This is a genomic window from Sphingomonas sp. FW306-05-A (genome assembly GCF_058782275.1).
Genome location: NZ_JBYSXN010000002.1, coordinates 276,351 through 289,451 on the forward strand (window position 1 = coordinate 276,351; position 13,101 = coordinate 289,451).

A 13,101-nucleotide genomic window follows, 5' to 3' on the forward strand; every position below is an offset into this window, starting at 1 on the left:
GTGGACCGCTTGGCGCGCAAGTTTCTCTACATTTTCAGCGGCCTGATCGTGCTCGCGATCGCCGGTGGCTTTGCCTATGCGATCTGGGGCAAGGAACTGATCGCGCTCGCGACGGTGCCGACCGCCGGTTTCGAACGCTTGCCCGCCGAAAGCACCGCGCACTATCGCGACGCCCGCATGTGGCTGGCGCGCCCCGATATTCCGGGCAACCCCGCGCTGTGGACACCGCCCGGCTATCAACCGACCAAGAAACCGCAGGCCGCGGTGTTCTTCGTCCACCCGACCTCGTTCCTCGAACGCTCGCGCTGGAACGCGCCGCTCGACAATCAGGAAGCCAATGATCGCGCCGCATTGTTCCTGCGCGGCCAGGCGAGCGCGTTCAACGAGGTCGGCGCAATCTGGGCACCGCGCTACCGCCAGGCGACCTTCGGGGCGTTCCTGACGACGCAGGAGAATGCCGGCAAGGCGCTCGATCTCGCCTATCACGACGTCGCCGCCGCCTTCGACGCGTTCGTCGCGCAGGCCGGGGACCGCCCGATCATCCTCGCCGGCCATAGCCAGGGGTCGCTCCACCTGGTGCGGCTGCTCCGCGAGAAGATCGCGGGCAAACCGATCGCAAAACGCATCGTCGCGGCCTATGTCATCGGCTGGCCGGTCTCTCGGACGACCGACGTGCCCGCGCTCGGCCTGCCCGAATGCCGCACCGCGGATCAGGCGGGGTGCATCCTGTCGTGGCAGAGCTTCGCCGAACCCGCCGATCCGTCGCTGGTGCTCGATGCCTATGACGCGAGCAGCACGATCGACGGCAAACCCCGCCGCGGCACGCCGATGATCTGCACCAACCCGCTGACCGGCATGCCCGACGCGACCGCACCCGCGACTGCCAACCTTGGCACGCTCTTCCCCTCGGCCGACCTGACGCGTGCGACGATCGAACCGGGCCGAGTCGCCGCCCGCTGCGATCCGCGCGGGATCCTGCTGATCGGCAACCCGCCGTCGCTGGGCGGCTATGTCCTGCCCGGCAATAATTACCACGTGTACGACTACAGCCTGTTCTGGGCGAACGTCCGCGCCGATGCGGCTCGCCGGCTCGCGACGTTCACCGCGGCGTCGGTCCCCGCTGGGCAACGCCGGCGCGCTGTGCAAACGAGCCGCCTGTGATGATCACCACCGACCGCCTCGAATTCCGCGCCGCCCTCCCCACCGGTGGCCGACTGATCGGCCTGGACGTGGGCACCAAGACGATCGGTACCGCCTTGTGCGACGCAGGCTGGAGCTTCGCCTCGCCTGCGCTACTGATTCGCCGGACCAAGTTCCAGAAGGACAAGATCGCGCTCGCCGACCTGATCACCGCGCAGCAGGTGAAGGGGATCGTCATCGGCCTCCCGCTCAACCTGACCGACGGCAGTGAAAGCCCGCGCAGCCAGTCGAGCCGCGCCTTCGCCCGCAATCTCGCGGATCTCGCGCTGCCGATCTTCCTCCAGGACGAGCGCTGGTCGACTCAAGCCGTCACGCGCACGCTGATCGAACAGGACGCCAGCCGCGCCAAACGCGCCGAGCTGGTCGACAAGATGGCCGCCGCCTACATCCTGCAAAGCGCGATCGACGCGCTGGTGGCGATCTAGTCCCGGCGCTCAGACGCGCGCGTGGCGCAACGTCCGGCGACGAGACCTGACGACGCCGCCCACGCCGGCAAGACCCAGGATCATCATCATCCAGGTCGCAGGCTCAGGAACAGCGGGTGTCGTGACCACCTGAGTCAAAGTGAAATTCTGCGGCCCGAGCTGCGCGTCGAGGCCCGTCCCGGTATTCCCGTAATACTCGCCCAACTGCGCTACGTTATCGAAGACGCCGTTGAAAATGTTGCCGCTCAGCCCATTCACATAATCGAAGCCAATGCCGAATTCGGTCACCGGTACGCCCGTGGCAAACAGATATTGGTCCGAACCGCCCGCAGCCCCGGGATATGTCGCGTTCAATCCGGCAATCGCAATCCCGTCGCGCGCACCGGTCATGCCGGTCACGGTATAGGCTTCCCGCCCATCGACCAGCGTCGTCGTATCGGTGGTCGTGAAGATGCCCGATGCGAAGACGGTGCCACTGAAATAGCTGTAGCTGAACTCCGCAGCCGACGCGGGCGACGCGACCATTGCGCAAGCGGATGCAACCGTCAGCGCGAGCTTCGTCCTCAGTCCAGCCATCATCGTTCCCAATCGCCGCGCGGGATGCACAGCGTTAACGAGGCGTTTACGATGACCCGCAAGAATTACAAGCGGTGACGATGCCTGGAAACGATTCCAAATTGATGAGAAGCAAGGATAGTTTCTAGCCTCATCGATTGTATGTAGGGCTCCGCGATCCCCGCATACTCGGCGCAACTCAATAGGCTGCGTATATCGTCCCAAAAGGGCACATTACGGTTGGACGGAACTTGAACCCCGCAGCCGATCGTTTTCAGCTTCGCAAAGCGCACGTTCGAGTGCGCTGACTGCCCTTCCTCGCTATCCCACATGATGGCCGTCGTGCCGGGAGAAGGTATTATGCAGGCTTGCCCGCGATCAGCCCATCCAAAGCCTCGCTCAACTGCTGCGCCCGAAACGGTTTCTGCGGAACCGCGTGGGTCATATAGCCCCCATCTTTAAGCGCACGTTTCGCGCGCAGCTCCCGATCCGTTGATGGAACTCGTATCATGCCCTGTCCTTGAGGCCGACACCCGAGCGCTTGAAACACGGTGGGGCCGTCGACCATGCGGCGGTGCGCTGACAGCATGTCACGCTGGATCGCTAAGCAGCGAATATCCGCCGCCGCTGCTCCCTTTTGGGCTTCGTCTAATGCGCTTCGTAAGTATACGCCGGCGACAAACAGCGAAACACCAGCGACGCAAATTTACAAAACGCACCGTCGACTTCGAAACTTCGAGTCAACGGCCGAATAGAGGAACGACAGTCCGGCCGTACTAAACAGACACATTATCAACAGTGTATCTGGAGTAACAAACCGCAGCATTGGGCCGCAAAGGTATGCCACCCCTACCGCTCCAACGCTGAGCGGCCATAACGCATCCTTCATGTAAGCTATCGCTTGTTTATTCTGCACGACATTCTCCCAAAGCCATCTATTAGGTTAGGGATCATCATTCTCATATGCGTATCGCTGTGACACACGCGACAGCGGTATCCTTTGGTAGAATACCTACCTAAATGGACGTTGGGTAACCGTCATATTATCTTCTACCGTCGATAACCTATTCTTCACGCGGTGGTTGAGTTCATCGACGAGCAGCTTGAGTTCCGCCTGCTCTTGCTTGTGGGCGGTAAGGTCCGAGATCGACGCGAAATGCTGCACCACGACCCCATCCTGGTTCCGAACCGGGCTGATCCGCATCGAGGCCCAGATGCTGGTGCCGTCCTTGCGGCAATACCGGACCTCGCGATCGACATCCGAGCCGTCCTCAAACGCCGACAGCACTTGCGACCAAGCTTGGGGCTGTATTCCGGGTGCCATCAGGGAATCGAAGCTGTGCCCGAGAACTTCATCACGGGCATATCCCAGCAGTGACAGGAAACTGTCGTTTGCAAACGTGATCCGATGCCCCCCGCGCCGCGCATCCATGAACACCATCGGCATTCGCGTTGTCTCCGCGGCGACAACGAATGGCCCGAGGTTTTGGCGAAAGTACTCCACCTCCGCCTCCGCACTTGCCTGATCCTTCGGGGTGTCCTCTGGTCTTGGCATATCGCAAATTACCCGATCCGGGCGGATTGCCAGTAGCCCCCTACTGTCTCCACATGAAACCCCGCAGGTTTGCGAAGCCTTACAACTGCTTAGCTCATTTATTTGCGGCAGTCTTAACAAATGTTTCTCTGAACTTTGCGCTGGTGACGCTATCCTCCCGCTGTACCGCCATGCCCAAATGGCGGCACCCTGATGCACGCGAGCGCGCACCTGCCACCTTGCGCCCGCCCCCCTGCCCCGCTACCCGACACCCTCGATGCAACGCTCCGATCACCGCCCCGCCTCGCTCATCCCGGGCCGCGCCGTGTTTCCGCACCGGCACCTCACCGGAATCGAGGGTTTGCAGCCCCATGAGATCCTGTTCCTGCTCGACGAGGCTGATGGTTGGGTCGCCGCCAACCGCACACGCGCGATCGCGGACAAGAGGCTCGGCGGTCTCACGCTGATCAACGCCTTCTTCGAGAACAGCACCCGAACGCTGCTGTCGTTCGAGATCGCGGGAAAGCGGCTTGGCGCGGACGTCGTCAACATGCATGCCGCACAATCGAGCGTGAAAAAGGGCGAGACGCTGATCGATACGGCGATGACGCTGAACGCGATGCGCGCCGACATGATCGTGATCCGCCACATGTCGTCGGGCGCAGTGCGGTTGATCGCGGACAAGGTCGATTGCCCGGTCCTCAACGCCGGCGACGGACAGCATGAGCACCCGACTCAGGCATTGCTCGACGCGCTGACGATCCGCCGCCGCCGCGGAACGATCGCGGGGCAGCGCGTGGTGATCTGCGGCGACCTGCTGCACAGCCGGGTCGCGCGGTCGAATATCCTGTCGCTGACCGCGCTTGCGGCTGAAGTCCGCGTGTGCGCGCCGACCACGCTGATGCCCGCCGCGATCGAGCGCATGGGCGTGACGCCTTTCACCGATTTCGATGCGGCACTCGTCGATGCCGATGTCGTGATGATGCTGCGGCTCCAGAACGAGCGGATGAACGGCGGGTTCGTGCCCTCCAACCGTGAGTATCACTTGCGCTATGGCCTTACCGAGAAGCGCCTCGCCCTCGCCAAGCCGGATGCGCTGGTGATGCATCCGGGTCCGATGAACCGCGGGGTGGAGATCGACTCTGCCGTCGCCGACCACGCGCGCTCGGCCATAACTGAACAGGTCGAGATGGGCGTCGCGGTGCGCATGGCCTGTCTTGACGTGCTGACGCGTCGGCCGCGTGGTGTGGCGGGCTGGGCATGAGCCGGATGATCGCCTTGCTCGACGCCACGCTCGCCTGCCCGGTCGGTGGCGTATCGCGCGGGGGCGTGCTGATCGCCGACGACGTGATCGCCGCAACCGGACTGATCGACGTTCCCGCAGGCGCCGAGACGGTGGACTGCATGGGGTTGGTACTCGCGCCGGCCATCGTCGACCTTGGCGTTTTCGCGATCGACGTTCCCGCCTTCCATGCCGGCGGCATCGTGCGCGTGGGGCTGATGCCCGACCAGTCGCCCGTACTCGACGATCCGGGCGTGGTGCAGCGCGCGGCGTTGATCGGTCGCCCCAATCTTTGGATTCATCCGATCGCGGCGGCGACTCGCGCGCTCGCGGGCAAGGACCTTGCTGAGATGGCGATCAACCGTGACGCGGGCGCACGCGCGGTCGGCACGGGCGCGCATTGGATCGCGGACTCGGGCGTGATGCGCAAGGTGCTCGCCTACGCCAACGATCTGGGCCTGACCGTGATCGCGCACGCCGAAGACGCCGGGATCACTGCCGGTGCCGTCGCGACCGCAGGCGAAACCGCGACCCGCATGGGCCTGTCCGCAGCGCCCGCGGTCGCGGAAGCGCTGGCCATCGCGCGCGACCTGATGCTGGCGGAGGAAACCGGTGCGGCGCTGCATCTGCGCACCGTCACCACCGCTGCCGGGTTCGATCTGGTCCGTGCGGCGAAACGTCGCGGCGTTCGCGTGACGTGCGGGATTACCCCGGCGCATCTGTTGCTGTCCGACATCGCGATGAGCGACTTCCGGACCTTCGCGCATATCTCGCCGCCGCTGCGGCACGAGGACGACCGCCGGGCCGCGTTGCTGGCGCTGGCGGACGGAACGATCGACGTCCTGTGTTCCGCGCATGATCCGCATGGCCCCGAAGAAAAGCGGCTGCCGTTCGGGGATTCGGCGGCGGGCATGGCGGGGGCCGAAACGTTGCTTGCGCTTGGGCTAGGTCTAGTGCGTGACGAGCACATCCCGCTTGACCGACTGTTCGCGTTGCTCGCCGCCAACCCTGCGCGGATCCTCGGTGTCGACGCCGGCACGCTCCGGGTCGGTGCGCCGGCCGATCTGCTGCTGTGCGATCTTCACGCGCCGTGGCAGGTCAATGGCGACCGCATGCACGCCAAGGCGGGCAATACGCCGTTCGACGGGTTGCCGGTCGAGGGCAAGGTGCGGCGGCTGTTCAAGGGCGGAACCGCAGTACCCCTGCCGGCCTGAGGGACGCTGCCTGACGGCAAACCCCGCTGAATGGCGGAACGAAGCCGACCGTGCTTCATTTGCTCCCCGTCAATTGGATCGGAGAGACATGATGAAGCCCATCCTCATCGGGATGATCGCCCTCGCAACCCCCGTGGCGGCACAGACGCCGGATTGGCGCAAAGCGCAGACCATCACCGTCAGAATGACCGACGACGGGTTCGTGCCGCGCAGCATCCCGCTCCGTCAGGGCGCGCCGTACATTCTGCGGATCTCCAACCGTTCGGACAAGGGGCACAATCTGACGCAGGAGGCCTTCTTCCGTCAGGCTCGGGTCGCCCCGCGGGACACCGACAAGGTCTACGGCGGCAAGGTCGTTCTGGCGTCGGGCGAAGGCCTGACGGTTCGGTTCCAGGCACCGGTCACGCGCCGGGGTGGAACCTATCAGTTCAGCAGCACCGTGCTGGGCGACGCAGGCAAGGATTATAAGGGCGTGTTCGTGATCCGGTAAACGCCAAGGGGCTGTGGCGCACAGCGCCGGTATCGAACGGCACGTTCGCTTAGAACAGCTCGCCTTGCGGGCCGGCTGGTGGCTGGAACAGGTCGCATCGCAGCCCCAGCACCCGCCGGCCACTCGGGAAACCGTGGCGGGACTTGGCGATCCGGAACCGGGTGCGGAGCAAGTCCGCCCAGGGTCCCTCCCCGCGCATACGGGAAAAGAAGTTCGGATCATTGTCGCGGCCGCCGCGCAGCGACTGGATGATCGCCATCACCTTGGCCGCACGGTCAGGAAAATGGGTGTCGAGCCACGCGCGAAACAGCGGTGCGACCTCCAGCGGCAGCCGAACGGGGATGTAGGACACGTTCGATGCACCAGCTTCGGCGGCCCGCGCCACGATCGCCTCGATCTCGTCGTCCGTGATCGCGGGGATCACCGGGGCCATGTTGACGTAGGCGGGGATGCCCGCATCGGCCAGTTGCCTGACGGCCTGCAATCGTTTCAGCGGATGCGGCGCGCGCGGTTCGATCGTCATCGCGATCTGCGGAACCAGCGACGTCACCGACACCGCAACCGCCACCAGCCCCTTCTCCGCCATCGGTGCAAGCAGATCGATGTCCCGCACCACGCGATCCGACTTGGTCGTGATCGTCACCGGATGATTGGTCTTTGCCAGCACTTCCAGAATGGCGCGCGTGACCCGGTAGTCGCGTTCGATCGGCTGATACGGGTCGGTGTTCGCCCCGAGCGCGATCGGTTTGGGGTCATAACCTTTCCGCCGGAGCTCGCCTTCGAGGATCTGCGCGGCGTCACGCTTCACGAACAGCTTGGTTTCGAAATCCAATCCGGGGGACAGGTCGTGATACGCATGCGTCGGTCGCGCAAAACAATAGATGCACCCGTGTTCGCACCCGACGAACGGGTTTATGCTGCGATCGAACGGGACGTCGGGCGAGCTGTTGTAGCTCAGGATCGTCCTCGACCGGATATCCTGCACTGACGTCCTGATCGCGGAGGCAGGACCATCGATCGCGTCGCGCGCGTCGAGCCAATCGCCGTCGGCAACCGTATTCGGAAGCCCGAAGCGCGTACTGAACCCATTTCTGGTCGCGCCGCGCATGGCGCGCTTTATAGAGTCGATCGCCATGACCGGTCACTATCACGACGAGAACAAAGTGTGAACCTCTAGCGAGACGCCAGGTTGCCCCGGTTCACCCATACTGCAACCTGATCGCCCGCGCCGACGCGCACGAAGCAATTGCCGCCTTTCGCACGGTAGGTCCGGCACAGGGCGAGCGCCTCGGTCTTCGCAAAGGCACCGATCGACAAACGATAGAAATTTGCCCCGCGGGTTGCGACACCCATCCCCTGCGGAACATGCTTCGACAACGCAGCGAACCTTTGCTCCGCACGGATCCACGCGTCGCGCGCTATTGCGGGCGTATCGTAGGCACCGAGCTGGACGTAGTAATTGCCCTTTGCCGTCCCGTATTGGCGGTGGATGGCAGCAACCGGCTGGATCGTCGCGTGGCGGGACGCGAGCGTGACGGGAAGCGGCTGCACGACTTCCTTGCGCTGCCCAAAGACAACAGCGCCGATCGTCGGGCCGACCACAGGCTGCACATCGGAGACCGCAACGGCTACGCGCTGCTCGGCCACAGTCTGCGACGCATTGCCTGACTCGGGCAGGTCGACACTGGCGCCCCCGGCAACGGCAACCCTGGTCGCGCGGTCGTCACTCAGCGCAAGCGCCCGCGGTTGGCCCGCATCGACCACGGGAACGACCCCCAGCAGCGCCGCGATCTGGTCCGACGCAGACGTCGGGCGCGCGAACGTCGACCACTGCAGCAAGCGCCGCGCGGCATCCACCGGGGCAAGGTCGAATTCGACAACGCTTTGTGCATCGCGCCAGCGCCCAGCGAGCGCGAGGCTCAGCGCGAAATTCTGCCGGATCCTCGCGTCCGCACCGGCAGCGCGGGCCGCCGGATCGAGCAACGCGACCGCTGCCACCGGATCCCCGGCCAGCGCAATGCCAAGGCCGCGATCGCCGACGGGGATCGTGGCGGCATGCGCGTCCAGCGTCTCGCGCGCACCGGCCCAGTCGCCGGTGCCGATCTGCATCAGCGCGAACTGCAACGCGGCCTCGCCGTTCGCCGGGTCGAGCGAGAGCGCATCGCCGAACGCGTCCCGTGCCGAGGCGAACCGCCCCGCCCTGAGGTAGCTCTGACCAAGCGTCATGCGATAGCCCATCGCCGCAGGCTGCAATGCCACCGCCGCTTCGGCATGGGTGATCGCTGCGGGCAAGTTCTTCTTGTTGAGCGCGGCGCGCGCCTTTGCGATCTCCTTGCGCGCGATTCGTTCGGCGCGCGATTGCGCACGCGAGATCGCCTCTGTGTTCGACGTGGTCGCCACCGCAGCGGCCGATCCGCCGAGAAGGAGGACGGACAGACCCAGGGTCATGGGGTAGTAAATGGTTGCCGAACGATGCTTCATGACGTTCTCAACCCTTGGCTGCGGTCGGCTACGGGGGAACCAGCGCGCCGATTTCGGGCACGAGCGCCCCGTTACCTCCGCCTGTTCGGCAGAGGAGTGCCAGTGCTCGATCAACAAACGGTTAACGGGTGCGCCGCCGATCGCCCCGCGGTGGGTTCAGCGCGTCCGATCGCGGCGGCGGCGATACGTCAGACCGTGACCCACTCCGCGCGCGGGATGCCTTGCGCGTAGAGCAAGGCGGTCAGATCGCCGTGGTCGATCCGCGCGCCTGCCGCCGCAGCGACGATCGGTTTGGCCTTGTACGCAACGCCCAGCCCCGCCGCCTCGATCATCCGTAGGTCGTTCGCGCCGTCGCCGATCGCCAGCGTGACTTCGGGCGGCAAGCCGAGATCGGCCGCCGCCGCGCGCAGCGTCTCGAGCTTGGTATGTGCGCCGACGATCGGGCGTTCGACGCGCCCGGTGAGCGCACCTTCGGCGATCTCCAGCCGGTTGGCGATCGCATAGTGGAAACCGATCCGCTCGGCGACCGGCTCGGCGAAGCGCGTGAACCCGCCCGACACGAGGATCGCGGTCGCTCCGCGCGATCGCATCGTGCGGACCAGCGTCGCTGCGCCCGGCGTATCGACGACACGGTCGGCGAGGCATTGCGCGATCACGCGCTCGTCCAGGCCCGCCAGCAACGCAACGCGCGCATCCAGCGCCGCCTCGAAATCGAGTTCGCCGCGCATCGCGGCTTCGGTGATCTCGGCGATCTGTGGCTTGATCCCGGCGTAATCGGCGAGCTCGTCGATGCATTCGACGGTGATCATGGTCGAATCCATGTCCGCGATCAGCAACCGCTTCTCGCGCCCCTCGGCCTGTTGCACGACGACATCGACGCCTGCGAACGCATCCTCCAGTGCCGCCCGCGCGGCATCGGGTGCGGACGCGAACATCACGTCCGCGGCGACCCCCTCGTCGATCCAGCCGTCGGCGACCGCGGAACAGCCCGCGGCGTCGAGCCGGTCCCGCGCGGTCGAAATATCCCCCGCGGCGAGCCGCCCGGATGCTATCAGCGTGGCAATGAACACAAACAATCTCCCGATGCTGGCGCTCATCGCAGGGCCGACCGCCAGCGGCAAGTCCGCGCTCGCGATGGCGGTGGCGGAGCGGCACGACGGAATCGTCATCAACGCCGATTCGGCACAGGTTTACCGCGATCTCCGCGTGCTGACCGCACGCCCCTCCCCCGCCGACGAGGCGCGGGTGCCGCATCGGCTGTTCGGCTATATTGATGGCGCGGAAAGCTGCTCCGCCGCGCGCTGGGCGCAGGATGCGACGCGGGAGATCGCGGCGAGCCACGCGGCGGGGAAGCTGCCGGTGCTGGTCGGCGGGACCGGGCTGTATCTGCGCACCTTGCTCGACGGGATCGCGCCGGTGCCTGAGATCGATCCCGCGATCCGCGCCGAGGTGCGGGCGCTGCCGGTGGCGGCGGCGCATGCGGCGTTGGGCGCGCTCGATCCGGCGGCGGCGGGGCGGCTGGCGGCGGCGGATACGACGCGGGTGGCGCGGGCGCTGGAGGTGGTGCGATCGACCGGGCGGCCGCTGGCGGCGTGGCAGGCGGAGCGGACCGGGGGAATCGCAGCGAAGGTTGCACAGGCGGCGGTCGTGCTGCTGCCGGACAGGGAGTGGCTTTTACAAAGATGCGATGCGCGCGCGACTGCGATGTTTGAGGAGGGCGCGGTCGAGGAGGTGCGGACGCTGCTCGCCCGCGACGACCTGCCCGCCGATGCGACGATCCGCCGGGCGATCGGCGTGCCCGAAGTGGCGGCGTTGCTGGCGGGTAAAATCACGCGGCAACAGGCACTGGACGCCTTGCGGCTGGCGACGCGGCAATATGCGAAGCGGCAATTTACCTGGTTCCGCAACCAGCCTCCGCCAAGCTGGACGCGAATTGTCGAGTCACAAAAGATTGACGTAGGACCTATAATCGACAGATTATTGCTACGATAATGGTTGACGCGCATGTTTTATGCCTTTAGCCGCCCCTTTCCCATTGCTGCCGTGCAGCATCCCCAAGGAGAACGACCGTGACCGAGAAGAGTGGAGCCGACATCCTGATCGAGGCGCTGTGCGATCTCGGCGTGGAGGTCGTGTTCGGCTACCCCGGTGGTGCGGTGTTGCCGATCTACGACGCGCTGTTCCGCTCAGGCCGGATCAAGCACATTCTGGTGCGCCACGAACAGGCTGCGACGCATGCCGCGGAGGGCTATGCCCGCTCGACCGGCAAGCCCGGCGTGGTGCTCGTTACCTCGGGCCCCGGCGCGACCAATGCGATCACCGGGATCACCGATGCGCTGATGGATTCGATCCCGATGGTGGTGATCACCGGACAGGTGCCGACCGCGCTGATCGGGACCGATGCGTTCCAGGAGGCCGACACCGTTGGAATCACGCGGCATTGTTCGAAGCATAACTATCTGGTGAAGGACCCCGCCAAGCTCGGCGCGACGATTCACGAGGCCTTTTATATCGCGACCTCGGGGCGTCCCGGCCCGGTGGTGGTCGACATTCCCAAGGACGTGCAGGTCGCCACCGCGCGTTACGCCAAGCCCGGTCCGATCCGCCACAAGACCTATCGCCCGCAGGTGAAGGCCGACCAGCCGAGCATCGAAGCGGCGATGGACATGCTTGCCGCGGCCGAACGTCCGGTGCTCTATACCGGTGGCGGGATCATCAACGCGGGTCCGGCGGCAAGCCAGTTGCTGTGCGAACTCGCGCGGATCAGCGGTGCGCCGGTGACGTCGACGCTGATGGGTCTGGGCGCTTATCCGGCGACCGGCTCGCAGTGGCTCGGGATGCTGGGGATGCACGGCACCTACGAAGCCAATATGGCGATGAACAAGGCCGACCTGGTTGTGTGCCTCGGAGCGCGGTTTGATGACCGGGTTACAGGCCGTTTGGACGCGTTCAGTCCCCATTCGCGTAAGATTCACGTCGATATTGACCGGTCTTCGATCAATAAAAACGTGCGCGTGGATTTGCCGATCGTCGCCGACGTCGGCCATGCGCTCGAGGACATGGTCCGCGTGTTCAAGGCACGGCGTCATCCCAAGCCCGATCTGACCGAATGGTGGCAGATGATCGAGGAATGGCGCGACAAGCAGAGCCTCGCCTTCACCGATCTGGAAAGCGACATCATGCCGCAGCGCGCGATCCGTGCGCTCTGGCAGGCGACGCACAAGCGCAATCCGATCATCACGACCGAAGTCGGCCAGCATCAGATGTGGGCGGCGCAGCACTTCGGGTTCGAGGCACCCAACAAGTGGCTGACCTCGGGCGGTCTCGGCACGATGGGCTATGGCCTGCCCGCAGCGATCGGCGCGCAGATCGGCAATCCCAAGGCGCTGGTGATCGACATCGCGGGCGAAGCGTCGATCCAGATGAACATCCAGGAGCTGGGGACCGCCGCGCAATATCGCCTGCCGGTCAAGATCTTCATCCTCAACAACGAATATATGGGGATGGTCCGCCAGTGGCAGGAGCTGACCTATTCGAGCCGCTATTCGGAAAGCTACAGCGATGCGCTGCCCGATTTCGTGAAACTCGGCGAAGCCTATGGCTGGAAGGGGATCCGGATCGAGACGATGGGCGAACTCGACGACGGGATCGCGGCGATGCTCGATTATGACGGGCCGGTGATCGTCGATTGCCGGGTGGCCAAGCTGGCGAACTGCTTCCCGATGATTCCGAGCGGGGCCGCGCATACCGAGATGCTGTTGCAGGCGAGCGAAGTCTCGGGCGAGATGGACGACGAAGCGAAGGCGCTGGTGTGATGGATAGTCTTCTGCCTCCCCTCCCGCTTGCGGGAGGGGACCGAGGGGTGGGCGCGCGCTTTCTGCGAACGTACCGTTTGCGGAGGTCGGGAGCCCACCCCCAGC

At 65.2% G+C, this 13,101-nt stretch carries 12 protein-coding genes; 7 read left to right on the top strand and 5 right to left on the bottom strand.

Features of this window, described 5'->3' with window-relative positions; genetic code table 11:
* Window positions 1-9 precede the first annotated feature (9 nt).
* Window positions 10-1,161 carry a DUF3089 domain-containing protein gene (locus AC3WJR_RS10200; protein WP_492726106.1) on the top strand — a complete coding sequence of 384 codons (1,152 nt, stop codon included), beginning with the start codon at window positions 10-12 and terminating at the stop codon, window positions 1,159-1,161.
* A complete protein-coding gene (ruvX, locus tag AC3WJR_RS10205; protein WP_354282165.1) occupies window positions 1,161-1,625 on the top strand; it encodes a Holliday junction resolvase RuvX in 465 nt (154 codons plus the stop codon). Before AC3WJR_RS10200 ends, ruvX begins: the two co-directional genes overlap by 1 nt.
* 9 nt (window positions 1,626-1,634) lie before the next feature.
* Here ruvX and AC3WJR_RS10210 read toward each other — a convergent pair whose 3' ends face one another.
* Together AC3WJR_RS10210 and AC3WJR_RS10215 are read right to left on the bottom strand one after the other, a co-directional pair.
* Complete coding sequence (locus AC3WJR_RS10210; protein WP_492724714.1) at window positions 1,635-2,201, bottom strand: PEPxxWA-CTERM sorting domain-containing protein; 567 nt, start codon at window positions 2,199-2,201, stop codon at window positions 1,635-1,637.
* 991 nt (window positions 2,202-3,192) lie between these two features.
* A complete protein-coding gene (locus AC3WJR_RS10215) occupies window positions 3,193-3,735 on the bottom strand; it encodes a PAS domain-containing protein (protein ID WP_492724715.1) in 543 nt (180 codons plus the stop codon).
* A gap of 256 nt (window positions 3,736-3,991) precedes the next feature.
* On the opposite strand from AC3WJR_RS10215, the gene AC3WJR_RS10220 reads away from it, so the two are divergent.
* The 3 genes from AC3WJR_RS10220 (at window position 3,992) to AC3WJR_RS10230 (ending at window position 6,700) form a co-directional block, all read left to right on the top strand.
* Window positions 3,992-4,978 carry an aspartate carbamoyltransferase catalytic subunit gene (locus AC3WJR_RS10220; RefSeq protein WP_492724718.1) on the top strand — a complete coding sequence of 329 codons (987 nt, stop codon included), beginning with the start codon at window positions 3,992-3,994 and terminating at the stop codon, window positions 4,976-4,978.
* The gene (locus tag AC3WJR_RS10225; protein WP_492724720.1) at window positions 4,975-6,210 is read left to right on the top strand and encodes a dihydroorotase; all 1,236 of its coding nucleotides are present in this window, start codon (window positions 4,975-4,977) and stop codon (window positions 6,208-6,210) included. Before AC3WJR_RS10220 ends, AC3WJR_RS10225 begins: the two co-directional genes overlap by 4 nt.
* Before the next feature lie 91 nt (window positions 6,211-6,301).
* The gene (locus AC3WJR_RS10230; protein WP_354282154.1) at window positions 6,302-6,700 is read left to right on the top strand and encodes a cupredoxin domain-containing protein; all 399 of its coding nucleotides are present in this window, start codon (window positions 6,302-6,304) and stop codon (window positions 6,698-6,700) included.
* A 49-nt stretch (window positions 6,701-6,749) separates the two neighbouring features.
* On the opposite strand, the gene AC3WJR_RS10235 is transcribed toward AC3WJR_RS10230, so the two are convergent.
* The 3 genes from AC3WJR_RS10235 to serB all read right to left on the bottom strand — a co-directional run bounded on the left by AC3WJR_RS10235 (window position 6,750) and on the right by serB (window position 10,251).
* The gene (locus AC3WJR_RS10235; RefSeq protein ID WP_492724723.1) at window positions 6,750-7,808 is read right to left on the bottom strand and encodes a PA0069 family radical SAM protein; all 1,059 of its coding nucleotides are present in this window, start codon (window positions 7,806-7,808) and stop codon (window positions 6,750-6,752) included.
* Window positions 7,809-7,873: 65 nt separating this feature from the next.
* Window positions 7,874-9,148, bottom strand: a complete 1,275-nt coding sequence (locus AC3WJR_RS10240; RefSeq protein WP_492724725.1) for an SPOR domain-containing protein — start codon at window positions 9,146-9,148, stop codon at window positions 7,874-7,876.
* Between the two features lie 221 nt (window positions 9,149-9,369).
* The gene (gene serB / locus AC3WJR_RS10245) at window positions 9,370-10,251 is read right to left on the bottom strand and encodes a phosphoserine phosphatase SerB (RefSeq protein ID WP_492724727.1); all 882 of its coding nucleotides are present in this window, start codon (window positions 10,249-10,251) and stop codon (window positions 9,370-9,372) included.
* On the opposite strand from serB, the gene miaA reads away from it, so the two are divergent.
* Together miaA and AC3WJR_RS10255 are read left to right on the top strand one after the other, a co-directional pair.
* Window positions 10,244-11,173: a tRNA (adenosine(37)-N6)-dimethylallyltransferase MiaA gene (gene miaA, locus AC3WJR_RS10250; RefSeq protein ID WP_492724729.1), complete on the top strand. Its 930-nt coding sequence runs from the start codon at window positions 10,244-10,246 to the stop codon at window positions 11,171-11,173. The two genes, serB and miaA, sit on opposite strands and share 8 nt — an antisense overlap.
* A 77-nt stretch (window positions 11,174-11,250) precedes the next feature.
* Complete coding sequence (locus AC3WJR_RS10255) at window positions 11,251-12,996, top strand: acetolactate synthase 3 large subunit (protein WP_492724731.1); 1,746 nt, start codon at window positions 11,251-11,253, stop codon at window positions 12,994-12,996.
* Window positions 12,997-13,101: the final 105 nt, after the last annotated feature.

What these genes read in the sequence shown, in the direction of transcription:
- ruvX (WP_354282165.1), top strand. Translation starts at nt 1,161, where the DNA reads ATGATCACCACCGACCGCCTCGAATTCCGCGCCGCCCTCCCCACCGGT.
- AC3WJR_RS10210 (WP_492724714.1), bottom strand. Translation starts at nt 2,201, where the DNA reads ATGGCTGGACTGAGGACGAAGCTCGCGCTGACGGTTGCATCCGCTTGC.
- AC3WJR_RS10215 (WP_492724715.1), bottom strand. Translation starts at nt 3,735, where the DNA reads ATGCCAAGACCAGAGGACACCCCGAAGGATCAGGCAAGTGCGGAGGCG.
- AC3WJR_RS10220 (WP_492724718.1), top strand. Translation starts at nt 3,992, where the DNA reads ATGCAACGCTCCGATCACCGCCCCGCCTCGCTCATCCCGGGCCGCGCC.
- AC3WJR_RS10225 (WP_492724720.1), top strand. Translation starts at nt 4,975, where the DNA reads ATGAGCCGGATGATCGCCTTGCTCGACGCCACGCTCGCCTGCCCGGTC.
- AC3WJR_RS10230 (WP_354282154.1), top strand. Translation starts at nt 6,302, where the DNA reads ATGAAGCCCATCCTCATCGGGATGATCGCCCTCGCAACCCCCGTGGCG.
- AC3WJR_RS10235 (WP_492724723.1), bottom strand. Translation starts at nt 7,808, where the DNA reads ATGCGCGGCGCGACCAGAAATGGGTTCAGTACGCGCTTCGGGCTTCCG.
- AC3WJR_RS10240 (WP_492724725.1), bottom strand. Translation starts at nt 9,148, where the DNA reads ATGACCCTGGGTCTGTCCGTCCTCCTTCTCGGCGGATCGGCCGCTGCG.
- miaA (WP_492724729.1), top strand. Translation starts at nt 10,244, where the DNA reads ATGAACACAAACAATCTCCCGATGCTGGCGCTCATCGCAGGGCCGACC.